Raw genomic sequence first — 23,245 nt, forward strand, 5'->3', positions numbered from 1 at the left:
TTTACTGTAGCCTGATATTGAATTTTGGTACAGTTTGTACAGGATAGGCGGGAGCCATTGAAACCGGAGCGCTAGCTTCGGTGGAGGCGCTGGTGGGATACCGCCCTGACTGTATTGAAATTCTAACCTACGGGTCTTATCGACCCGGGAGACAGTGTCAGGTGGGCAGTTTGACTGGGGCGGTCGCCTCCTAAAGTGTAACGGAGGCGCCCAAAGGTTCCCTCAGAATGGTTGGAAATCATTCGTAGAGTGCAAAGGCATAAGGGAGCTTGACTGCGAGACCTACAAGTCGAGCAGGGACGAAAGTCGGGCTTAGTGATCCGGTGGTTCCGCATGGAAGGGCCATCGCTCAACGGATAAAAGCTACCCCGGGGATAACAGGCTTATCTCCCCCAAGAGTCCACATCGACGGGGAGGTTTGGCACCTCGATGTCGGCTCATCGCATCCTGGGGCTGTAGTCGGTCCCAAGGGTTGGGCTGTTCGCCCATTAAAGCGGTACGCGAGCTGGGTTCAGAACGTCGTGAGACAGTTCGGTCCCTATCCGTCGTGGGCGTAGGAAATTTGAGAGGAGCTGTCCTTAGTACGAGAGGACCGGGATGGACGCACCGCTGGTGTACCAGTTGTTCTGCCAAGGGCATAGCTGGGTAGCTATGTGCGGAAGGGATAAGTGCTGAAAGCATCTAAGCATGAAGCCCCCCTCAAGATGAGATTTCCCATAGCGTAAGCTAGTAAGATCCCTGAAAGATGATCAGGTTGATAGGTTCGAGGTGGAAGCATGGTGACATGTGGAGCTGACGAATACTAATAGATCGAGGACTTAACCATATAATATGTAGCAATGTTATCTAGTTTTGAAGGAATATGCCTTCAATAGTTTGGTGATGATGGCAGAGAGGTCACACCCGTTCCCATACCGAACACGGAAGTTAAGCTCTCTAGCGCCGATGGTAGTTGGGACCTTGTCCCTGTGAGAGTAGGACGTCGCCAAGCAAGAACCTAAGTCATTTCGACTTAGGTTTTTTTGTGTTTATTTTTATTTACCGAATGCTATAATCCATAAATTTAATAAAGCTAAAGACGAAAAAGAATGAAATAGCCACTAAAGTAATACTTAAAATAGGACACATTATTTCTATCATAAGTATATATTTTAAATAATGAGATGCTATAAATAAGTATTTAATAATTACAGAAATTACTGCAATAGAGAAAAATAAATAGGATAATAGCATAGTTCTTTCTTTAACAGTTATCCTCCTTAGAAATTAAATCGTTATAATAATACAAGAGTGTATATATTTTGATTTAAAACATACTGAAGTGCCATTTAAAAGATTATACGTAAAATAGATGTCTAGAAATATATATTCTAATTCCCTTTTCTTCTTGCATATAGTTGCAATTCTTCTTTTGAATACAACTAAAACACGAACGTTATTGACTACTAATAAAAAAACATTCGATTATTTATTGACATTGTTTATGAAATATTGTTAATATAACCATAGAAACAATAATATAAGACCTCATATAATCGCGGGGATATGGCCTGCAAGTCTCTACCTAACGACCGTTATTCGTTAGACTATGAGGGAAAGTCACTCGGTATTTTTCTATTCACAAGGGATACGTATGCCTGAGTAGAGCGCTTTCTCTCATAGTAAAAGAGAAACTGTTCTATTTCAGGCTTTTTTTATTTGAATCGGGGGGATTCTAATATGAAATCACTAGTTGGAGTCATAATGGGAAGTACGTCAGACTGGGAAACAATGAAATATGCTTGTGACATTTTAGATGAATTAAATATACCGTATGAGAAAAAAGTTGTATCCGCTCATCGGACTCCGGATTATATGTTTGAATATGCAGAGACGGCTCGTGAACGTGGATTGAAAGTTATTATTGCTGGAGCTGGTGGAGCAGCACATTTACCAGGAATGGTTGCAGCGAAGACAAATCTTCCTGTAATTGGAGTTCCAGTTCAATCAAAAGCATTAAACGGCTTAGATTCATTATTATCCATCGTCCAAATGCCAGGAGGTGTTCCAGTTGCAACTGTTGCAATTGGTAAAGCCGGTTCAACGAATGCTGGATTACTTGCCGCACAAATACTTGGATCATTCCATGATGACATACATGATGCATTAGAATTGAGACGAGAAGCGATTGAAAAAGATGTGCGTGAAGGTAGTGAGCTAGTATGACGAGAATCATTTTACCTGGAAAAACAATCGGCATTATTGGAGGCGGCCAGCTAGGAAGAATGATGGCATTGGCAGCTAAGGAGATGGGATATAAAATTGCTGTTTTAGATCCTACAAAGCATTCGCCATGTGCACAAGTTGCTGATATTGAAATTGTTGCACCATATGATGATTTAAAAGCAATTCAGCATTTAGCAGAGATAAGTGATGTTGTCACATATGAATTTGAGAATATTGATTATAGATGTTTACAATGGCTTGAAAAACATGCGTACTTACCACAAGGTAGTCAGTTGTTAAATACAACGCAAAATCGTTTTACAGAAAAGAATGCGATTGAGAAGGCTGGGTTACCAGTAGCAACGTATAGACTAGTTCAAAATCAAGATCAGCTTACAGAAGCAATTGCTGAGTTATCATTCCCTTCCGTCTTAAAAACGACGACAGGTGGATATGATGGGAAAGGGCAAGTTGTTTTAAGAAGAGAAGCTGATGTTGAGACAGCAAGAAATCTTGTGGATAAAGCAGAATGTATTTTAGAGAAATGGGTGCCTTTTGAAAAAGAAGTATCAGTTATTGTGATTCGTAGTGTAAGTGGTGAAACAAAAGTGTTTCCAGTAGCAGAAAATATTCATGTAAATAACATTTTACATGAATCTATCGTTCCAGCTCGCATTACAGAAGAGCTTTCTCAAAAAGCAATTGCTTATGCAAAGGTACTTGCGGATGAATTAGAACTTGTGGGAACACTAGCTGTAGAGATGTTTGCTACAGATAATGGTGAGATTTATATTAATGAATTAGCGCCACGACCTCACAATTCAGGACACTATACACAGGATGCATGTGAGACGAGTCAATTTGGTCAACATATTCGAGCAATCTGTAATTTACCTCTAGGAGAAACAAATTTGTTAAAACCAGTTGTCATGGTAAACATTTTAGGCGAACATATAGAAGGGGTCCTAAGACAAGTGAATAGATTAACCGGGTGCTATTTACACTTGTATGGAAAAGAAGAAGCAAAAGCACAGCGAAAAATGGGGCATGTTAATATTTTAAATGATAATATTGAAGTCGCTCTAGAAAAAGCGAAGAGTTTGCATATTTGGGACCATCAAGAACAACTGTTGGAGGGAAAAAGATGATTAGTCGTTATACACGCCCTGAAATGGGTGCGATTTGGACGGAAGAGAACAAATTTAAAGCGTGGTTAGAAGTTGAGATTTTAGCTTGTGAAGCATGGGCTGAGCTTGGCGATATTCCAAAAGAAGATGTTAAAAAAATTCGTGAACATGCATCATTTGATATTGATCGTATTTATGAAATTGAAAAAGAAACACGTCATGACGTAGTTGCATTCACTCGTGCTGTATCAGAAACGCCAGCATTAGGCGAAGAACGTAAATGGGTTCATTACGGTTTAACATCTACAGACGTAGTAGATACAGCATTATCTTACATCTTAAAACAAGCGAATGAAATTATATTAAAAGACTTAGAGAACTTTGTAAGCATTTTAGCTAACAAAGCGAAAGAGCATAAATACACAATCATGATGGGAAGAACACATGGTGTTCATGCAGAACCAACGACATTTGGTTTAAAACTTGGTCTTTGGTATGAAGAAATGAAACGTAACGTAGAGCGTTTCAAACAAGCTGCTGATACAGTTCGTGTTGGTAAACTATCTGGTGCGGTTGGTACATATGCAAATATCGATCCATTCGTAGAAAAATATGTTTGTGAAAATTTAGGATTAGAAGCAGCACCAATTTCAACACAAACATTGCAACGTGATCGTCATGCACACTACATGTCAACACTTGCACTAATTGCAACATCTATCGAAAAGATGGCAGTTGAGATTCGTGGTTTACAAAAGAGTGAAACACGTGAAGTTGAAGAAGCTTTCGCAAAAGGTCAAAAAGGTTCTTCTGCAATGCCACATAAACGTAATCCAATTGGTTCTGAAAATATGACTGGTTTAGCTCGTGTTATCCGCGGTTATATGATGACAGCTTACGAAAATGTTCCATTATGGCATGAGCGTGACATTTCTCACTCTTCGGCAGAACGCGTAATTTTACCAGATGCTACAATCGCATTAAATTACATGTTAAATCGCTTTGGTAATATCGTTAAAAACTTAACTGTATACCCAGAGAATATGAAACGCAATATGACAAGAACATACGGCTTAATTTATTCTCAGCGCGTAATGCTTACACTAATTGACAAAGGTATGGTACGTGAAGAAGCTTATGATATCGTACAGCCTAAAGCGATGGAAGCTTGGGAAACACAAGTACAATTTAAAGAGCTTGTAGAAGCTGATGAGCGTATTACAAGCAAGTTAACACAAGAAGAAATTAATGAATGCTTCAACTATGAGCATCATATGCAACACGTTGATACAATCTTTGAACGCCTTGGATTAAACGAAGCGTAAAATTTCATATGGCACAGAATAGAGTCATTCTGTGCCATTCTTTATAAAAACATTATTCACATTTTTCAAACTACAGGGGGCTTGCGAAATGCAAAAGCTAGAATTGCTGTATGAAGGTAAGGCAAAAAGAATTTATCGTACAGAATCAGCAGATATGGTTTGGGTAGAGTACAAAGATAGTGCGACTGCTTTCAATGGGGAGAAAAAAGAGACGATTACAGGAAAAGGTCGTTTGAACAATGAAATTACAACTTTATTGTTCAGAAAGTTACAAGAAGTGGGAATTAAAACGCATTTTGTTGAGAAGTTATCTGAAACAGAACAACTTGTTAAAAAAGTGAGTATTATTCCTTTAGAAGTTGTCACAAGAAATGTAATTGCAGGAAGTCTTTCAAAACGATTAGGAATGGAAGAGGGAACTGTACTTGCAGAACCAATCGTAGAATTTTACTTCAAAGATGATGATTTAGGAGATCCGCTTGTAACGGAAGATCATATTCGTGTATTAAACGTTGCATCACCAGAGCAAGTAAGTGTATTACGAGATATGGCTCTACAAATCAATCAAGTGTTGATTGATCATTTCGCAAGCTGTCGTGTAAGATTAGTAGATTTCAAATTAGAGTTTGGTGTAACGGAAGAAGGAGAAATCATTTTAGCGGATGAAATTTCACCAGATACTTGCCGTTTATGGGATGAAACGAGCAATGAAAAGTTTGATAAAGACGTATTCCGTCGTGATCTTGGAAATTTAACAGATGCTTATGAAGAGATTTTAAAACGTTTAGGGGGAATTTCACATGTATAAAGTTAAGGTATATGTAACATTAAGAGAGAGCGTATTAGATCCACAAGGAACAGCAGTAAAAGGAGCACTTCATAGTCTTTCATTCACAGAAGTACAAGATGTTCGAATCGGAAAGTACATGGAACTAACAATTGATAAATCTGTATCTGATTTAGATAGCAAGGTAAAGGAAATGTGTGAAAAACTATTAGCGAACGTTGTAATGGAAGACTTCCGTTATGAAGTTGAGGAGGTTGTCGCACAGTGAAATTTGCCGTAATAGTATTTCCGGGTTCGAACTGTGATGTCGATATGTTCCATGCAATTAAAGATGAGCTTGGCGAAGAAGTAGATTACGTTTGGCACGATACAGAGAATTTAGATGAATATGATGCAATTCTACTACCAGGTGGATTTTCTTATGGTGACTACTTACGCTGCGGTGCTATCTCTCGCTTTGCTAATGCAATGAAAGCAGTGCAAAAAGCTGCTGAGCAAGGAAAGCCGATTTTAGGTGTATGTAATGGATTCCAGATTCTTGTTGAATCAGGATTACTACCAGGAGCGTTAATGAGAAACGAAAACTTAAAATTTATGTGTCGCACTGTTCAGTTGCGAGTTGAAAATAATGAAACGATGTTTACATCACAATATGGAAAAAATGAAGTAATTAATATTCCAATTGCGCATGGTGAGGGGAATTACTATTGTGATGAAGCGACTCTTAAACAATTAGAAGAGAACAATCAAATCGCATTCCGTTACGTAGAAAACCCTAACGGTAGCGTTTCAGATATTGCTGGTATTGTAAATGAAAAAGGAAATGTACTTGGTATGATGCCACACCCAGAGCGTGCTGTAGATGAATTACTTGGCGGTGCTGAAGGGTTAAAAGTCTTTCAATCTATCTTAAAACAGTGGAGGGAAACATATGTCGTTAATGCTTGAACCAAATCCAACACAAATTAAAGAAGAGCGTATATATGCGGAAATGGGGCTAACAGACGAAGAGTTTGCCATGGTTGAAAAGATTTTAGGTCGTCTGCCAAATTATACAGAAACAGGGTTATTCTCTGTAATGTGGTCTGAACATTGTAGTTATAAAAATTCGAAACCAGTTCTTCGTAAGTTTCCAACTACAGGTGAGCGCGTTCTGCAAGGACCTGGAGAAGGTGCTGGAATTGTAGATATCGGTGATAATCAAGCAGTTGTATTTAAAATGGAAAGTCATAACCATCCTTCAGCTATTGAACCATATCAAGGAGCTGCAACAGGTGTTGGTGGTATTATTCGTGACGTATTCTCTATGGGAGCACGTCCGGTAGCTCTATTAAACTCACTTCGTTTCGGTGAATTACAGTCACCACGTGTGAAATATTTATTCGAAGAAGTAGTAGCAGGAATTGCAGGATACGGTAACTGCATCGGTATTCCGACTGTTGGCGGCGAAGTACAATTTGATCCATGTTATGAAGGAAATCCACTTGTAAATGCAATGTGCGTAGGTTTGATTAACCACGAAGACATTAAAAAAGGGCAAGCGCACGGTGCTGGTAACACAGTAATGTACGTAGGAGCATCAACTGGTCGTGACGGTATTCACGGTGCAACATTCGCGTCGGAAGAACTATCTGAAAGCTCAGAAGCGAAACGTCCAGCGGTTCAAGTAGGGGATCCATTTATGGAAAAACTTCTTATTGAAGCGTGTTTAGAATTAATTCAATCTGATGCACTTGTTGGAATTCAAGATATGGGTGCGGCTGGTTTAACATCATCATCTGCAGAAATGGCAAGTAAAGCAGGAATGGGTATTGAAATGTACTTAGATGATGTACCACAGCGTGAAACAGGAATGACACCATATGAAATGATGCTATCTGAATCACAAGAGCGTATGTTAATTGTCGTGAAAAAAGGTAGAGAACAAGAAATAGTAGATTTATTTGAGAAGTATGGTCTTGCAGCGGTTACGATGGGGAAAGTAACAGAAGATAAAATGCTTCGTTTATTCCATAAAGGTGAAAAGGTAGCTGAAGTTCCAGCAGATGCTTTAGCAGAAGAAGCACCAATTTATCATAAGCCATCAAAAGAAGCAGCATACTTTGCTGAATTCCAAGCAATGAAAATGGAAACGCCAAAAGTAGAAAATTATAAAGACGCGTTATTTGCTTTATTACAGCAACCAACAATTGCAAGTAAAGAGTGGGTATACGATCAATACGATTACCAGGTTCGCACAAGCACAGTTGTTACGCCAGGTTCAGATGCTGCAGTTGTACGTGTACGCGGTACAGAAAAAGGATTAGCAATGACGACAGATTGTAACTCTCGCTACATTTATCTAGACCCAGAGATGGGCGGTAAAATTGCAGTAGCAGAGGCAGCGCGTAATATCGTATGTTCTGGCGGAGAGCCACTTGCAATTACAGATTGCTTAAACTTCGGTAACCCAGAAAAACCAGAAATCTTCTGGCAGATTGAGAAATCAGTAGACGGTATGAGTGAAGCTTGTCGCACATTACAAACACCAGTTATCGGCGGAAACGTATCGATGTATAACGAGCGTAGTGGTGAAGCTGTATATCCAACACCAACTGTTGGGATGGTGGGACTTGTGCATGACTTAAAACATGTAACAACACAAGAGTTTAAGCAAGCTGGTGATTTAGTGTATGTAATTGGTGAGACGAAAGCTGAGTTTGGCGGAAGTGAATTACAGAAAATGATTCACGGCAAAATTTTCGGTCAATCACCAAGTATCGATTTAGATGTAGAATTAAAACGCCAAAAACAAGTATTAGAAGCAATTCAGGCTGGTCTTGTTCAATCTGCACATGATGTTGCTGAAGGTGGTTTAGCAGTTGCGATTTCAGAAAGTGCAATTGGTGCTAAAGGCTTAGGTGCTACTGTGAAATTAGATGGAGAAGCAACAGCAGCATTATTCGCTGAATCACAGTCTCGCTTCGTGATAACTGTAAAACGTGAAAATAAAGAGGCGTTTGAGAAAGCAGTAGAAGCAATCCAAGTTGGAGAAGTAACAAGTACAAATGAAGTAACAATTCATAATGAAGAAAATGAAGTATTACTTACAGCAAATGTAGATGAAATGAGAAAGGCTTGGAAAGGGGCAATCCCATGCTTGCTGAAATAAAGGGGTTAAACGAAGAATGTGGCGTTTTCGGAATTTGGGGGCATGAAAATGCAGCACAAGTTTCATACTACGGATTGCACAGTTTACAGCACCGTGGGCAAGAAGGCGCAGGCATTGTCGTAAATAATGGGGAAAAAATCGTCGGTCACAAGGGGTTAGGTTTAATATCAGAAGTGTTTTCAAGAGGTGAGCTAGAAGGATTAAATGGAAAATCAGCAATCGGACATGTACGATATGCAACAGCTGGTGGAAGTGAAGTTGCTAACGTTCAACCATTGTTGTTCCGTTTTTCCGATCATAGTATGGCGTTAGCTCATAACGGAAATTTAATTAACGCAAAAATGCTTCGTCGTGAATTAGAAGCAGAGGGCAGTATTTTTCAAACTAGTTCAGATACAGAAGTACTTTTACATCTTATTAAACGTAGCACGAAAGATTCTTTAATTGAAAGTGTAAAAGAGGCTTTAAATAAAGTGAAAGGTGCGTTTGCGTATCTTTTACTAACTGGAAATGAAATGATCGTTGCATTAGATCCGAATGGGTTCCGTCCGCTTTCAATTGGAAAGATGGGGGATGCTTACGTTGTAGCATCTGAAACATGTGCTTTTGATGTAGTAGGTGCAACATACATTCGTGATGTAGAACCGGGTGAATTACTTATCATTAATGATGAAGGAATTCACGTAGATCGTTTCACAAACGATGTAGAACATGCAATTTGTAGTATGGAATATATTTACTTTGCACGACCAGATTCTAATATTGCAGGCGTTAATGTTCATGCAGCACGTAAGAATATGGGGAAACGTTTAGCGGCAGAAGCTCCTATTGAAGCAGATGTTGTTACTGGTGTACCAGACTCTAGTATTTCAGCTGCGATTGGCTATGCGGAGGCGACAGGTATTCCATATGAGTTAGGATTAATTAAAAATCGTTACGTTGGACGTACGTTTATTCAACCTTCTCAAGAACTGCGCGAGCAAGGGGTTAAGATGAAGCTTTCCGCAGTAAGAGGTGTAGTTGAAGGGAAACGAGTTGTTATGATTGATGACTCTATCGTAAGAGGAACGACAAGTAAACGAATTGTTCGTATGCTTCGTGAGGCTGGAGCGACAGAAGTTCACGTAAGAATTGCTTCACCACCTCTGAAATATCCATGTTTCTATGGCATTGATATTCAAACGAGAAAAGAATTAATTGCAGCAAATCATACAGTAGAAGAAATCCGTGAAATGATCGGAGCAGATTCTTTAACATTTTTAAGTGAAGATGGATTAGTAGATGCAATTGGACGTCCATATGAAGGGAAATATGGCGGCCTATGCATGGCTTACTTTAATGGGGACTATCCAACAGCTCTTTATGATTATGAGCAAGAGCTTTTAGAAAGCATGAAATAAGAAAAGTGAGAAAAGCTTCTACTTCTTTTGATGTAGAAGCTAGATCCTTTCTTAAAATAGCCCGCCCTGGATGGGGAGAAATTAAAAGACGAGGTGTAAATAACGATGGCGAATGCATATAAGCAAGCAGGAGTAGATATTGAAGCTGGATATGAAGCGGTATCTCGCATGAAAAAACACGTACAAACAACTATGAGAAAAGAAGTACTAGGCGGTTTAGGCGGTTTTGGAGGTATGTTTGATCTATCAAAATTTGCATTAGAAGAACCTGTATTAGTATCTGGAACAGATGGCGTGGGAACGAAATTGATGCTCGCTTTTATGGCAGATAAACATGACACAATTGGTATTGATGCAGTAGCAATGTGTGTAAATGATATTGTTGTCCAAGGCGCAGAGCCGCTTTTCTTCCTTGATTATATTGCTTGTGGTAAAGCTGAACCTAGTAAAATTGAAAACATCGTCAAAGGTATATCAGAGGGCTGTCGCCAAGCTGGTTGTGCATTAATCGGTGGAGAAACAGCTGAAATGCCAGGAATGTATTCTACGGAAGAATATGATTTAGCTGGTTTTACAGTTGGGATTGTTGATAAAAAGAAAATTGTAACAGGTGAAAAGATTGAAGCTGGTCACGTGCTAATTGGCTTAGCATCTAGCGGTATTCATAGCAATGGTTACTCTTTAGTACGAAAAGTGTTACTAGAAGATGGAGAACTATCTTTAGAGCGTATTTATGGCCGCTTAGAACTACCTCTTGGTGAAGAATTATTAAAACCAACGAAAATTTATGTCAAACCTATTTTAGAACTATTGAAGAAACATGAAGTATACGGTATGGCGCATATTACAGGTGGCGGATTTATTGAAAATATTCCACGCATGTTGCCAGAAGGAATCGGTGCTGAGATTGAACTAGGATCTTGGGAAATTCAGCCGATCTTTAGTTTGCTTCAAGAAGTTGGAAAACTGGAAGAGAAAGAAATGTTCAATATTTTTAACATGGGTATTGGTATGGTAGTAGCAGTGAAGGAAGAAGATGCAAAAGATGTTGTTCGTCTTCTTGAAGAGCAAGGAGAAATGGCTCGTATTATTGGACGTACTATACAAGGAGCTGGCGTTACTTTTAATGGGGGCACAGCACTATGAGTAGATTAGCAGTTTTTGCTTCTGGAAGCGGATCTAACTTTCAATCTCTCGTTAATGCGGTAGAAGAAAAAAGATTGGATGCAGAAATTAGTTTATTAGTATGTGATAAACCAGAAGCACGCGCTGTTGGACGGGCAAATTATCATCATATTCCGTGTTTTGCTTTTTCAGCGAAAGCATATGAGTCAAAAGAAGCGTTTGAAAAAGAGATATTAAAGAAGCTAGAAGAATATGAAATTGATTATGTTATTTTAGCTGGATATATGCGTTTAATCGGGCCGACGTTATTAGAAGCATACGGCGGGAAGATTATTAATATTCATCCATCATTACTACCGAGCTTTCCGGGTAAAGATGCTGTCGGTCAAGCGTTAGAAGCAGGTGTGAAAATAACTGGAGTAACAATTCATTATGTAGATGCAGGTATGGATACAGGGCCAATTATTGCACAAGAAGCAGTGGCTGTTTCTGAAGGGGATACGAGAGAAAGCTTACAAAAGAAAATTCAACAAGTTGAACATAAATTATACGTAAATACAGTGAATCAAATTGTTCAGTCTGTGAAAGAATCAACTGTTAACTAACATACAACCAGGGGTGAAGGATAAATGAAAAAGCGTGCATTAGTAAGTGTTTCAGATAAAACAGGAGTAGTAGAATTTGTTAAAGGATTACTAGAACAAGGGATTGAAGTTATTTCAACAGGTGGTACGAAAAAGTTACTAGAAGAAAACGGCTTACAAGTAATCGGCATTTCTGAAGTAACTGGTTTCCCTGAAATTATGGATGGCCGTGTGAAAACATTACATCCAAATATTCATGGTGGTCTATTAGCAGTTCGTGATAATGAAACACATGTAACACAAATGAATGAGTTAGGTATAGAGCCAATTGACTTTGTTGTTGTTAACTTATACCCATTTAAAGAAACAATCGCTAAGCCTGATGTAACATTTGCTGATGCAATTGAAAATATTGATATCGGTGGCCCAACAATGATTCGCTCTGCTGCGAAAAATCATAAATTCGTATCGGTAATTGTAGATCCAGTAGATTATGATATTGTGTTAGCAGAACTGAAAGAGAACGGTGAAGTAGCAGAGGAAACAAAACGTAAACTAGCAGCGAAAGTATTCCGTCATACAGCAGCGTATGATGCGCTAATTTCTAACTACTTAACAGAGCAAATGGGTGAAGAAAGTCCAGAAACATTAACCGTGACATTTGAGAAAAAGCAAGACTTACGTTATGGCGAGAACCCACATCAAAAAGCAACTTTCTATAAAGCGCCATTCGCAGCAACTTCTTCTGTTGCATACGCAGAACAATTACACGGTAAGGAATTATCGTATAACAATATTAATGATGCAGACGCAGCGCTTAGCATCGTAAAAGAATTTACAGAACCAGCAGTAGTAGCAGTAAAACATATGAATCCATGTGGTGTTGGAGTAGGAACTAATATTCACGAAGCATATACTCGTGCTTATGAAGCAGATCCAGTATCAATCTTCGGCGGTATTATCGCAGCAAATCGTGAAATTGATAAAGCTACAGCAGAAAAGTTACATGAAATTTTCTTAGAAATTGTTATCGCACCTTCGTTCTCACAAGAAGCTTTAGAAGTGTTGCAAAGTAAGAAGAACTTACGTTTATTAACTATAAATATTGAAAAAGCGACAAGTGCAAGCAAAAAACTAACTTCTATACAAGGTGGACTTCTCGTTCAAGAGGAAGATACGTTATCATTAGATGAAAGTACAATTTCAATTCCAACGAAACGTGAACCTTCAGAGCAAGAATGGAAAGATTTAAAACTAGCTTGGAAAGTTGTAAAACATGTGAAATCAAACGCAATTGTTTTAGCGAAAGATGACATGACAATTGGTGTCGGTGCGGGACAGATGAACCGTGTAGGTTCTGCAAAAATCGCAATTACACAAGCTGGTGAAAAAACACAAGGTAGCGCGCTTGCATCTGATGCTTTCTTCCCAATGCCAGATACATTAGAAGAAGCAGCAAAAGCAGGAATTACAGCAATCATTCAACCGGGCGGATCAATCCGTGATGAAGATTCTATTAAAGTGGCAGATACTTATGGGATTGCTATGGTGTTCACTGGCGTACGTCATTTCAAACACTAATAGAGGATGTTTAAAAAGTCCGGTTAAGATAACCTTCGCATGTCGTCGTTGCATCGCCAGTGCGGTACTCATGTAGGAAAGCTACACTCCGTGTCCTCCTGGCAAATGCGCCTAGACCTGCTCGGTTCTCTTAATCCTCCTTTTTAAACCTTTATTGATATGGATGTTTAAAAAGTCTGGTTAAGATAACCTTCGCATGTCGTCGTTGCAATGCCAGTACGGTACTCATGTAGGAAAGCTACACTCCGTGTCCTCCTGGCAAATGCGCCTAGACCTGCTCGGTTCTCTTAATCCTCCTTTTTAAACCTTTATTGATATGGATGTTTAAAAAGTCCGGTCGAGATAACCTTTTATTGATATGAAAAAGCAAACTAGGAGCATAGCTTCTAGTTTGTACTTATTTAATTATTGGGGGATGAAATATGAATGTTTTAGTAATTGGCCGCGGTGGGCGTGAGCATGCTTTAGCTTGGAAGTTTGCACAATCTGAAAAAGTAGAAAAGGTATATGTAGCACCAGGTAATGAAGGTATGAGAGATGTTGCAACACCAGTTGATATTGATGAAAATGATTTTGATGCATTAGTTTTATTTGCAAAAGAGAATAATGTTGAGTTAACTTTCGTTGGACCAGAAATTCCGCTTATGAATGGAATTGTTGATCGTTTTAAAGAAGAGGGACTTCGCGTATTTGGTCCGAATAAAGCGGCTGCTGTTATTGAAGGTAGTAAAGCTTTTACAAAAGAGCTTATGAAAAAGTATGATATTCCAACTGCGGCGTACGAAACTTTTACAGATTATGAAGAAGCAGTACAGTACATTCAAAAAGTTGGTGCACCAATCGTTATTAAAGCTGACGGCTTAGCTGCGGGTAAAGGTGTAACGGTAGCGATGACGCTTGAAGAGGCATTACAAGCTGTGAAAGAAATGCTGCAAGATGTGAAATTCGGCGCGGCAAGTAAGAAGGTTGTTATTGAAGAGTTTTTAGATGGACAAGAATTTTCATTAATGGCATTCGTGAATGGAACAACTGTACATCCAATGGTAATCGCCCAAGATCATAAAAGAGCTTTTGATGGTGATAAAGGTCCAAATACGGGCGGAATGGGTGCATATTCTCCAGTACCACAAATTCCAGAATCAGCAGTTCAAGAAGCGATTCAAACCGTATTGCATCCAACTGCTAAGGCGATGATTGAAGAAAACCGTTCGTTTACAGGTATTTTATACGCAGGTCTTATTTTAACAAATGATGGTCCGAAGGTAATTGAATTTAATGCACGCTTCGGTGATCCTGAAACAGAAGTTGTATTACCTCGATTAGAAAACGATTTAGTTGATGTATGTAACGCTGTATTAGATGAAAGTGAACTAACGTTACAATGGTCAGAAGAAGCGGTAATCGGTGTTGTACTTGCTTCTAAAGGATATCCAGAAGCATATAAAAAAGGTGATATTATTAGCGGACTAGATGCACTGCAAAATGTGATTGTTTTCCATGCAGGTACAGCAATGAAACATGGGGACTTTGTAACGAACGGTGGCCGTGTATTATTTGTTGCTTGTAAGGCAAGTAGTTTACAAGAAGCAAAAGATAAAGTATATAAAGAAATCGGTAAAATTGAGAGTGATGGTCTATTTTATCGAAGTGACATAGGATATCGTGCAATTGGGCATGAGATGACGAAAAGTTAATATGTAAAAATCCCGCTGAGGAATCAGCGGGATTTTTTATGCATCTTTATCTTTTTTTAATTTCCCTTTTTGCTTTGCCATTTCTCGAAGTAAATACTCGATGTGTGCATTGACGCTACGAAATTCATCATTTGCCCATTTTTCGATGACTGCGTGTAATTCAGGATCAATACGTAATGGAAAGCTTTTCTTTTTAGCCATAATTACTTATAGCCCTTAGTATAGGCTTCCTGTATTAATAACTGGCTGCGCACCTTTATCTGAAACGATGGCAACTAATAAGTTGTTTACCATATTTGCTTTACGCTCGTCATCGAGTTCTAGTACGCCTTCTTCATCTAACATATGGATGGAGTCTTTCGCCATCTTCACAGCACCTTCAACAATTTCTTTTCTAGCAGCTAATACTGCTTTTGCTTGCTGGCGTTGTAGCATTGCATGGGCAATTTCTGTTGCGTAAGCTAAGTGCGTTAAACGAGTTTCTAATACTTCTACACCAGCAATTTCAAGACGCGCCTCTAACTCACGTTTTAATTCCTCAGAGATTTCTTCAGTATTTCCGCGTAACGTAACGCAGGTTTCATCTTGGAAATTGTCATAAGGATATTTTGTTGCAACATGGCGGATTGCCGTTTCGCTTTGAATTTCTACAAATCGATCATAATGTTCAACACCAAACATTGCTTTTGCAGAATCAACAACTTTATATACGATAACAGCTGCAATTTCAATTGGATTTCCATCAACGTCATTTACTTTTAATTTTTTACTGTTAAAGTTTTCAACACGTAAAGATACAGTTTGACGGAATGCGAACGGAATCGTTAAAAATAAACCGTTTTGACGAATTGTTCCTAAATAATTACCGAAGAACGTAATAACCTTCGCTTGATTCGGTTGAACAATACCGATACCTGTAGCGAGAACTGCGGCTAATATAATAGTTAGTGCCGCTCCTATGAAAATTTCTTGTGCAAGGAAAAATACACCGATAGCAGCTAAAATCAAAATTCCAATAATACCGAGAAAACCATTTACATAAAATACTTGTTTTTCTTTCATATGATCGCCTCCTGATATAAAAATGATATCACTTTTATATCATTTTAAGCAAGAGGTATGCATCTAATTTTCTGAATTTTATTGGTTGATATCTTTTATATACATTTTAAGGTTCAAAAAGAGAATGTACGTTCTGTTTTGTGGTAAAATAAAGAAGACTTAACCGCCCACTGCAGCAGCTAAGTCCCTTTGAGAGCATCTTGCATCGTGACAAATGATTCAAAGCGGTTTTGCCAGGATTATATCTTCAATCGCTGACTCAATCTCTTTGTCAGAAGCGTCATAACTTCCTTTTGACTCTGGCTTGTCATGAGTGGAAGTTTGATTCACTTCTTCTTTAGCATGTCCTTTTTCAGCAAAATTCATGCTAGGCATTTTAAATGCCCCCATATTCATGTATTTTCCGAATTTCCACATTTCAACAACAGGGCAGAAACGAACAATTCCTTCTGCAACTTTCATTGCACCAATCCATAGAAAAATGTTAGACCAAGTGCACCACGGCTTGCGTACAAGTTTAGTTGTACTACATCCGAAGAGGACGAGACCAAGTGTAATTCGAATTAGAGCGTTTATTGTCCCGATATTTTGCTTCATTAGAAAAACACTCCTTTTTATGAAAGTTGAAATAGATAATACTATTTCTTTTATTAGTATCCCGTTTGATTTTTGGGATATGTAATCCAACATTTGACGTGGAAAAAGATGTTGGAATGTGCGTGTGTGTAAGTAACTTTTTTTGTTATAATGAAAGAATGCATAAAAGGAACTTCAAAATTAAATCCTCTAGTTTAAAAAATATGGAAGAGGTAATTCCAAACTTAATTCTCCGTTTTAAACAAATATTTAAGATGAAGTTAAAACAATAATGATGAAAATAAACTGTTATTTTGAACAGAAATATATATAACTAGAGAAAAGGAAGGGTGTTTTCATGTACGATATTTCCGGATGGAAACATGTATTTAAGCTTGATCCAAATAAGGAGTTAAGCGATGAACATTTAGAAATGATTTGTGAGTCTGGAACTGATGCGGTTATTGTAGGCGGAAGTGATGGAGTTACAATTGATAACGTATTACACATGCTAGTTAGCATTCGTAGATATGCAGTTCCTTGTGTATTAGAGGTTTCTGATGTAGAAGCAATTACACCAGGATTTGATTTTTATTACATCCCAAGTGTTTTAAATAGCCGAAAAGTAGAATGGGTAACAGGTGTTCATCATGAGGCATTGAAAGAATTTGGGGATATTATGGACTGGGACGAAATTTTTATGGAAGGGTATTGTGTTTTAAATCCAGAAGCGAAAGTAGCCCAGCTTACAGAAGCGAAATGTGATGTAACAGAAGATGACGTTATTGCATATGCTCGTTTAGCAGACAAGCTATTACGTTTACCGATATTTTATTTAGAATATAGCGGTACGTATGGAGATGTTGAACTTGTTAAAAATGTAAAAGCAGAATTGAAACAAGCTAAGTTATATTATGGCGGTGGTATTTCTAATGCAGAACAGGCGAAAGAAATGGCACAATATGCTGATACAGTAGTTGTTGGAAATATTATTTATGATGATATAAAATCGGCGTTAAAAACAGTTAAAGCAGTAAAAGGAGAGTAGGTGCAGGCGTATATGAGTATGACAGATAAGTTATTAAACGGTTTAAATCCACAGCAACAAAAAGCAGTACAAACAACGAATGGACCACTTCTATTAATGGCAGGTGCAGGTAGTGGTAAGACACGTGTGTTAACACATCGTATTGCGTATTTACTTGGTGAAAAAGGTGTAGCACCATGGAATGTACTAGCTATTACCTTCACAAATAAAGCAGCTCGTGAAATGCGTGAGCGTATTGATACACTTGTGGGACCAGAAGCAGAAGATATTTGGATTTCGACGTTTCACTCTATGTGTGTACGTATTTTACGACGCGATATCGATCGTATTGGTATTAATCGTAACTTTACAATCTTAGATTCAGGTGATCAGCTAACTGTAGTCAAAAAAATTATGAAAGAGCGCAATGTTGATCCGAAGAAATTTGAGCCGCGCTCTATTTTAGCGGGCATTAGTAATGCGAAAAATGAACTGTTATCTGCGGATAAATATGCAAAAAAAATTACAATGGCTGATCCATATGAAAAATTAACGAGCGATGTATACACAGAGTATCAAAAACGTCTTTTGAAAAATAATTCATTAGACTTTGATGATTTAATTATGACGACGATTCAGCTATTTGAACGTGTTCCAGAAGTATTAGAGTTTTATCAGCGTAAGTTCCAATATATTCATGTTGATGAGTATCAAGATACAAATAAAGCGCAATATCTTCTTGTTAAACATTTGGCAGCGCGTTTTAAAAATCTTTGCGTTGTGGGTGACTCTGACCAGTCTATTTATCGCTGGCGTGGTGCAGATATTTCTAACATTTTGTCATTCGAAAAAGACTATGAGAATGCACAAGTAATTCTGTTAGAACAAAACTATCGTTCGTCACAAAATATTTTAAATGCAGCGAATGCTGTTATTGAAAAAAATACGAATCGTAAGCCGAAGAAATTATGGACAGACAATCAAGTTGGAAGTAAAATCTCGTATTATCGTGCTGCAACTGAAAAGGACGAAGCGTATTTTGTTGCAAAAAAAATTCGTGACGATATTCAAATGGGGAAACGAAAATATACTGATTTTGCAGTGCTATATCGTACGAATGCTCAGTCTCGTATGGTCGAGGAGATTTTCCTTAAATCTAACATTCCGTATAAAATTGTCGGGGGTACGAAGTTCTACGATCGTAAAGAGATTAAAGATATTTTGGCGTACTTACGTTTAATCGGTAATCCAGATGATGAAATTAGTTTTGCACGTATTATAAATGTGCCAAAGCGTGGCATTGGTGCGACTTCTATCGATAAAATTATTAATTACGGTGTGCAAAATGGAATTTCATTAACTGCTGTATTTGATGAGATTGAGCATGTTGGAGTAAGTGCAAAAATTACAAAGGCAGTAAAAGAATTCGCGAATTTATTAAATAACTGGGTAAATATGCAAGAGTATTTATCTGTTACAGAATTAGTAGAAGAAGTTATTGAAAAAACAGGCTATCGCGATATGTTGAAAAATGAACGTTCTTTAGAAGCGGAAGGTCGTTTAGAAAACTTAGACGAGTTCTTATCTGTTACGCAAACATTTGAATCTCAAAGCGAAGATAAGAGCCTTGTTGCATTCTTAACAGATTTAGCACTTGTTGCTGATATTGATCGTGTAGATGAAGACCCAACTGCTGGTGAAGAAGTTATTTTAATGACGATGCACTCGGCGAAAGGATTAGAGTTCCCGGTTGTCTTTATTGTTGGCTTAGAGGAAGGGATATTCCCTCATACTCGTTCTCTTATGGAAGAGGATGAAATGCAAGAAGAACGTCGTCTTGCTTATGTAGGTATTACTCGTGCAGAAGAAGAGCTATATTTATCTAACGCGCAAATGCGTACATTATTTGGTAGAACAAGTATGAACGCTGCGTCTCGATTTATTACAGAAATACCGACAGAACTAGTGGAATCATTAAATGAAACAGCGCCGAAGCGTGAAACATCGTTTGGTACAAAAGGCAGAACGGCAAGTAGCGGCAAAACGACAATCACAACAGCAACACGCTCTCGTTCAGCTTTCGCGCGCCCTGCAGCTAAGACGACAGGTGGCGAACAAATTGGCTGGGCTGTAGGAGATAAAGCTTCCCACCAAAAATGGGGAGTCGGTACAGTTGTAAGTGTAAAAGGTGAAGGTGATGCAAAAGAATTAGATATTGCGTTCCCAAGCCCAATTGGTGTTAAACGTTTGTTAGCAAAATTTGCACCTGTGACGAAACAATAGGAAAGGAATGAGGATATGTCAAAAGAGATAGTAAAAAAACGTATAGAAGAATTACGTGACTTGTTAAATACATTTAACTATCAATATCACGTATTAGACAATCCTTCTGTTTCTGATGCGGAATATGACCGTAATATGCAGGAGCTTATAAAATTAGAAGCAGAGAACCCAGAGTTTATGAGTGAAGATTCTCCCTCCGTTCGCGTTGGGGGGACTGTTCTTGATATATTTGAAAAAGTAACACATAAGTCACCAATGTTAAGTTTAGGAAATGCATTTAACGAAGGAGATTTACGTGATTTCGACAGAAGAGTACGTCAAGGAATTGATGGTGCGAATGTAAGATATATATGTGAATTAAAAATTGACGGGCTTGCCGTTTCGCTTCATTATGAAAAAGGACGCTTCATTCAAGGGGCGACACGTGGTGATGGTGTAACGGGTGAAGATATTACTCAAAATTTAAAAACGATTAAAGCTATCCCACTGCGTTTAAATGAAGAAGTAACGTTAGAAGCACGAGGCGAAGCATATATGCCGAAGCGTTCATTCGTTAAACTAAATGAAGAAAAAGAGCAAAATGGAGAAGATGTATTTGCGAATCCGCGTAATGCAGCAGCAGGTTCAATACGTCAACTTGATCCGAAAATTGCAGCGAAGCGTAACTTATCTATGTTTGTGTATGGTCTTGCGAATGTAGAAGAAAAAACAATTTCATCACATGGTGAATCGCTGGATTTCTTAGGTGAACTTGGATTTAAGACAAATCCAAATCGCCGTACATGTGAAACAATTGAAGAAGTTATAGCTTATGTAGAAGAATGGCAAGAAAAACGTCCGCATCTTGATTATGAGATTGATGGAATCGTTATAAAAGTAGATGATGTTGCCCTTCAAGAAAGTCTAGGAACTACAGCGAAGAGTCCAAGATGGGCGATTGCTTATAAATTCCCGGCTGAAGAAGTTGTAACGAGATTAACAGGCATTGAATTAAGTGTTGGCCGAACAGGGGTTGTAACACCGACTGCAGAACTAGAGCCAGTGAGAGTTGCTGGTACGATTGTTCGTCGTGCTTCTTTACATAACGAAGATTTAATTCGTGAAAAAGACATTCGAATTGGTGACTACGTTGTTGTGAAGAAGGCTGGAGATATTATTCCTGAAGTTGTGAACGTTATTTTTGATAAGCGTACTGGTGAGGAAGAAGAATACCGCATGCCAACTCATTGTCCAGCATGTGAGAGTGAACTTGTTCGTTTAGAAGAAGAAGTAGCACTTCGTTGTATAAATCCAACTTGTCCTGCTCAAATTCGAGAAGGGTTAATCCATTTCGTTTCAAGAAATGCAATGAATATTGATGGACTTGGAGAACGTGTCATTACACAACTCTTTGATGCTGATTACATTCGTACATTTGCTGATTTATATGCATTGACGAAAGAGCAATTATTACAGTTAGAACGTTTTGGTGAAAAATCAGCAACAAACTTAATACAAGCAATTGAAAATTCTAAAGAAAACTCGTTAGAGCGATTATTATTTGGTCTTGGAATTCGCCACGTTGGAGCGAAAGCAGCACGTACATTTGCAGAGCACTTTGAAACGATGGATGAGCTTGTAAAAGCAACGGAAGAAGAACTAAAAGCAATTAATGAAATTGGCGAAAAAATGGCTCAATCTGTTGTGACATATTTTGATAATGAAGATGTATTAGAGTTATTACAGCAGTTTAAAGAGTATGGCGTGAATATGACATACAAAGGTATAAAAATTGCAGATTTACAAAATGTTGAATCTTACTTCGCAGGAAAAACGGTTGTTTTAACAGGTAAGCTAGAAGTTATGGGACGAAGTGAAGCGAAGAAGAAGATTGAGGCATTAGGTGGAAAAGTAACAGGAAGTGTTAGTAAGAGTACGGATTTAGTTGTTGCAGGTGAAGCAGCTGGTTCGAAATTAGCACAAGCGGAGAAACATAATGTTGAGGTTTGGAATGAAGAGAGGTTCTTACAAGAGCTAAATAAGTAAGAGGTGCAAACTTACCATGAAAAAAATAGCATTAGCGGTATTAAGCCTTGGCCTACTTGTAAGTGGGTGTAGTGCAGGTGCCGACAAAGATGAAAAAGTGGCTGGGAAATCGGGGAAAGCAAAAGAACAATCAGTTGTTCCAAAATACGCTATTTCGGATGAATATTATAAGACGACTATTCCATTTGATGGTGGAAAGGCACGTGGTTTAGTGGTGCAAGGGTTAAATAGTCGCCTTGATATAGATGAATTTGAAACAGGATTAATGCGAATTGCAAAAGAATCATTTAGTACGAAAGATAATTTTTTAAAAGGCGGAAAAGCTCTAGATACTCAAACTATACAGATGCTTGTTAAAAGAAAACGTACAGATGCTGAACAAAAGGAACTAGAGGAAAAATTAAAAAAAGATGCAGTTAAATTTCCTAATATAGGATTAAATCCTGCATTAGGAACAGGATCCGAATCACTAGAAGTGAAAAATAAAAAAAATCCAATATATATTTCAAATATTTTAGAGCATGATTATTACGTGAAAAAAGGCGATAACGGCGAGGAACGTGTTGGTATGGTAGTTGGATTAGCGATGAATTCTGTTCAATATTTTAACGAAGAGCATGGTTACCCACGTGAAGCTGCAATCCCAGATGAAAAGATGTTAGCTGAAGGGAAAAAAATGGCGCAAGAAATTTTGAAAGTCATACATCAAAAAGAACCTGAAACAAAAAATATTCCGATAACATTTGCGATTTATCGCCAAGCTCCAAAGTCTTCGCTCGTGCCAGGTAATTTTGTTTCTTATGCAAATGTCGAAAAAGGTAGTGAAACGGTTGAAGATTGGAAACAAATTAATGAAAAATATTATTTGTTCCCATCAGAGCAAGCGAAAACAGATAATAAACGTGAAGATCTTGCAAGAGTATCCAACTTTAAGGCAAAACTAAGCGATTATTTCCAAGGCGACTATACAGCTGTTATTGGTACTGGTATGTATAGAGATGATGAATTAAGAGAAATGAAGCTTGATATTCCTGTCCAGTTTAATGGAAAAGCTGAAATAGTTGGTTTTACACAATATGTGGCAGGGCTTGTTATGGAATACTTCCCGAATTATATGAAAGTACAAGTAACGATTAAATCTGTAGAACGCCCAGAAGCTATTATTATACGTGAAGCAAAACAAGATGAACCACTTGTGAAAATTTTAGATTAAATATGAAGGCTGTTCCTCTATGGAACAGCTTTTTTTCTTATATAATTTTGTTATAATTTAAAATGTTGTAAAAAATAGGG

The 23,245-nt window shown here is 38.1% G+C and carries 19 protein-coding genes, 2 rRNA genes, 1 pseudogene and 1 riboswitch (1 of these 23 cut by a window edge); of the genes and pseudogenes, 18 read left to right on the forward strand and 4 right to left on the reverse strand.

What is annotated here, in order from left to right:
* Together NST86_RS01650 and rrf are read left to right on the forward strand one after the other, a co-directional pair.
* Positions 1–826 (forward strand): 23S ribosomal RNA (locus NST86_RS01650); it begins 2,097 nt to the left of the window's first position.
* Between the two features lie 49 nt (positions 827–875).
* Positions 876–991, forward strand: a 5S ribosomal RNA gene (gene rrf / locus NST86_RS01655).
* A gap of 43 nt (positions 992–1,034) precedes the next feature.
* Here rrf and NST86_RS01660 read toward each other — a convergent pair.
* Positions 1,035–1,233 (reverse strand): annotated as a pseudogene (locus NST86_RS01660) (hypothetical protein).
* A gap of 274 nt (positions 1,234–1,507) precedes the next feature.
* A riboswitch (purine riboswitch) is annotated at positions 1,508–1,609 on the forward strand.
* A 110-nt stretch (positions 1,610–1,719) separates the two neighbouring features.
* Between NST86_RS01660 and purE the strand changes: the two are divergent.
* The 12 genes from purE to purD all read left to right on the forward strand — a co-directional run bounded on the left by purE (position 1,720) and on the right by purD (position 14,979).
* Positions 1,720–2,205 carry a 5-(carboxyamino)imidazole ribonucleotide mutase gene (gene purE, locus NST86_RS01665; RefSeq protein ID WP_000839367.1) on the forward strand — a complete coding sequence of 162 codons (486 nt, stop codon included), beginning with the start codon at positions 1,720–1,722 and terminating at the stop codon, positions 2,203–2,205.
* Positions 2,202–3,353 carry a 5-(carboxyamino)imidazole ribonucleotide synthase gene (gene purK, locus NST86_RS01670; RefSeq protein WP_193533428.1) on the forward strand — a complete coding sequence of 384 codons (1,152 nt, stop codon included), beginning with the start codon at positions 2,202–2,204 and terminating at the stop codon, positions 3,351–3,353. Before purE ends, purK begins: the two co-directional genes overlap by 4 nt.
* Entirely contained in the window at positions 3,350–4,657 is a 1,308-nt protein-coding gene (gene purB / locus NST86_RS01675) for an adenylosuccinate lyase (protein WP_000625682.1), read from the forward strand. The genes purK and purB overlap by 4 nt, the downstream gene beginning before the upstream one ends.
* A gap of 88 nt (positions 4,658–4,745) precedes the next feature.
* A complete protein-coding gene (purC, locus tag NST86_RS01680; protein WP_001170544.1) occupies positions 4,746–5,465 on the forward strand; it encodes a phosphoribosylaminoimidazolesuccinocarboxamide synthase in 720 nt (239 codons plus the stop codon).
* Entirely contained in the window at positions 5,458–5,712 is a 255-nt protein-coding gene (purS, locus tag NST86_RS01685; RefSeq protein WP_000278823.1) for a phosphoribosylformylglycinamidine synthase subunit PurS, read from the forward strand. The genes purC and purS overlap by 8 nt, the downstream gene beginning before the upstream one ends.
* Positions 5,709–6,392: a phosphoribosylformylglycinamidine synthase subunit PurQ gene (gene purQ / locus NST86_RS01690; protein WP_000666790.1), complete on the forward strand. Its 684-nt coding sequence runs from the start codon at positions 5,709–5,711 to the stop codon at positions 6,390–6,392. The genes purS and purQ overlap by 4 nt, the downstream gene beginning before the upstream one ends.
* The gene (gene purL, locus NST86_RS01695) at positions 6,376–8,595 is read left to right on the forward strand and encodes a phosphoribosylformylglycinamidine synthase II (RefSeq protein ID WP_000055558.1); all 2,220 of its coding nucleotides are present in this window, start codon (positions 6,376–6,378) and stop codon (positions 8,593–8,595) included. The genes purQ and purL overlap by 17 nt, the downstream gene beginning before the upstream one ends.
* Positions 8,580–9,995 carry an amidophosphoribosyltransferase gene (gene purF, locus NST86_RS01700; protein WP_000879025.1) on the forward strand — a complete coding sequence of 472 codons (1,416 nt, stop codon included), beginning with the start codon at positions 8,580–8,582 and terminating at the stop codon, positions 9,993–9,995. Before purL ends, purF begins: the two co-directional genes overlap by 16 nt.
* A 105-nt stretch (positions 9,996–10,100) precedes the next feature.
* Positions 10,101–11,141: a phosphoribosylformylglycinamidine cyclo-ligase gene (gene purM, locus NST86_RS01705; protein WP_001262439.1), complete on the forward strand. Its 1,041-nt coding sequence runs from the start codon at positions 10,101–10,103 to the stop codon at positions 11,139–11,141.
* Entirely contained in the window at positions 11,138–11,725 is a 588-nt protein-coding gene (gene purN, locus NST86_RS01710) for a phosphoribosylglycinamide formyltransferase (protein ID WP_000088588.1), read from the forward strand. Before purM ends, purN begins: the two co-directional genes overlap by 4 nt.
* Before the next feature lie 24 nt (positions 11,726–11,749).
* Entirely contained in the window at positions 11,750–13,285 is a 1,536-nt protein-coding gene (gene purH / locus NST86_RS01715) for a bifunctional phosphoribosylaminoimidazolecarboxamide formyltransferase/IMP cyclohydrolase (protein WP_000745433.1), read from the forward strand.
* Between the two features lie 422 nt (positions 13,286–13,707).
* Positions 13,708–14,979: a phosphoribosylamine--glycine ligase gene (purD, locus tag NST86_RS01720; RefSeq protein WP_061662922.1), complete on the forward strand. Its 1,272-nt coding sequence runs from the start codon at positions 13,708–13,710 to the stop codon at positions 14,977–14,979.
* A 36-nt stretch (positions 14,980–15,015) separates the two neighbouring features.
* Here purD and NST86_RS01725 read toward each other — a convergent pair whose 3' ends face one another.
* The 3 genes from NST86_RS01725 to NST86_RS01735 form a co-directional block, all read right to left on the reverse strand.
* Entirely contained in the window at positions 15,016–15,180 is a 165-nt protein-coding gene (locus NST86_RS01725; RefSeq protein WP_001085171.1) for a toxin-antitoxin system HicB family antitoxin, read from the reverse strand.
* Positions 15,181–15,195: 15 nt separating this feature from the next.
* A complete protein-coding gene (locus NST86_RS01730) occupies positions 15,196–16,041 on the reverse strand; it encodes an SPFH domain-containing protein (RefSeq protein WP_000660669.1) in 846 nt (281 codons plus the stop codon).
* A gap of 219 nt (positions 16,042–16,260) precedes the next feature.
* The gene (locus NST86_RS01735; protein WP_227593371.1) at positions 16,261–16,638 is read right to left on the reverse strand and encodes a YgaP family membrane protein; all 378 of its coding nucleotides are present in this window, start codon (positions 16,636–16,638) and stop codon (positions 16,261–16,263) included.
* Between the two features lie 337 nt (positions 16,639–16,975).
* Here NST86_RS01735 and NST86_RS01740 point away from each other — a divergent pair, with 337 nt between their 5' ends.
* Genes NST86_RS01740 through NST86_RS01755 form a run of 4 tightly spaced genes read left to right on the forward strand, consistent with a single transcriptional unit; the run spans position 16,976 to position 23,165 of the window.
* Positions 16,976–17,665: a heptaprenylglyceryl phosphate synthase gene (locus NST86_RS01740; RefSeq protein WP_000272103.1), complete on the forward strand. Its 690-nt coding sequence runs from the start codon at positions 16,976–16,978 to the stop codon at positions 17,663–17,665.
* A gap of 12 nt (positions 17,666–17,677) precedes the next feature.
* Positions 17,678–19,927, forward strand: a complete 2,250-nt coding sequence (gene pcrA, locus NST86_RS01745) for a DNA helicase PcrA (RefSeq protein ID WP_002100669.1) — start codon at positions 17,678–17,680, stop codon at positions 19,925–19,927.
* Positions 19,928–19,942: 15 nt separating this feature from the next.
* Positions 19,943–21,952 (forward strand): NAD-dependent DNA ligase LigA, encoded by a 2,010-nt coding sequence (gene ligA / locus NST86_RS01750; protein ID WP_000031612.1) that lies wholly within the window; start codon positions 19,943–19,945, stop codon positions 21,950–21,952.
* A gap of 16 nt (positions 21,953–21,968) precedes the next feature.
* Complete coding sequence (locus NST86_RS01755; RefSeq protein WP_000717034.1) at positions 21,969–23,165, forward strand: CamS family sex pheromone protein; 1,197 nt, start codon at positions 21,969–21,971, stop codon at positions 23,163–23,165.
* Positions 23,166–23,245: the final 80 nt, after the last annotated feature.

Source organism: Bacillus sp. FSL L8-0199, assembly GCF_038005705.1.
GTDB lineage: Bacteria > Bacillota > Bacilli > Bacillales > Bacillaceae_G > Bacillus_A > Bacillus_A cereus.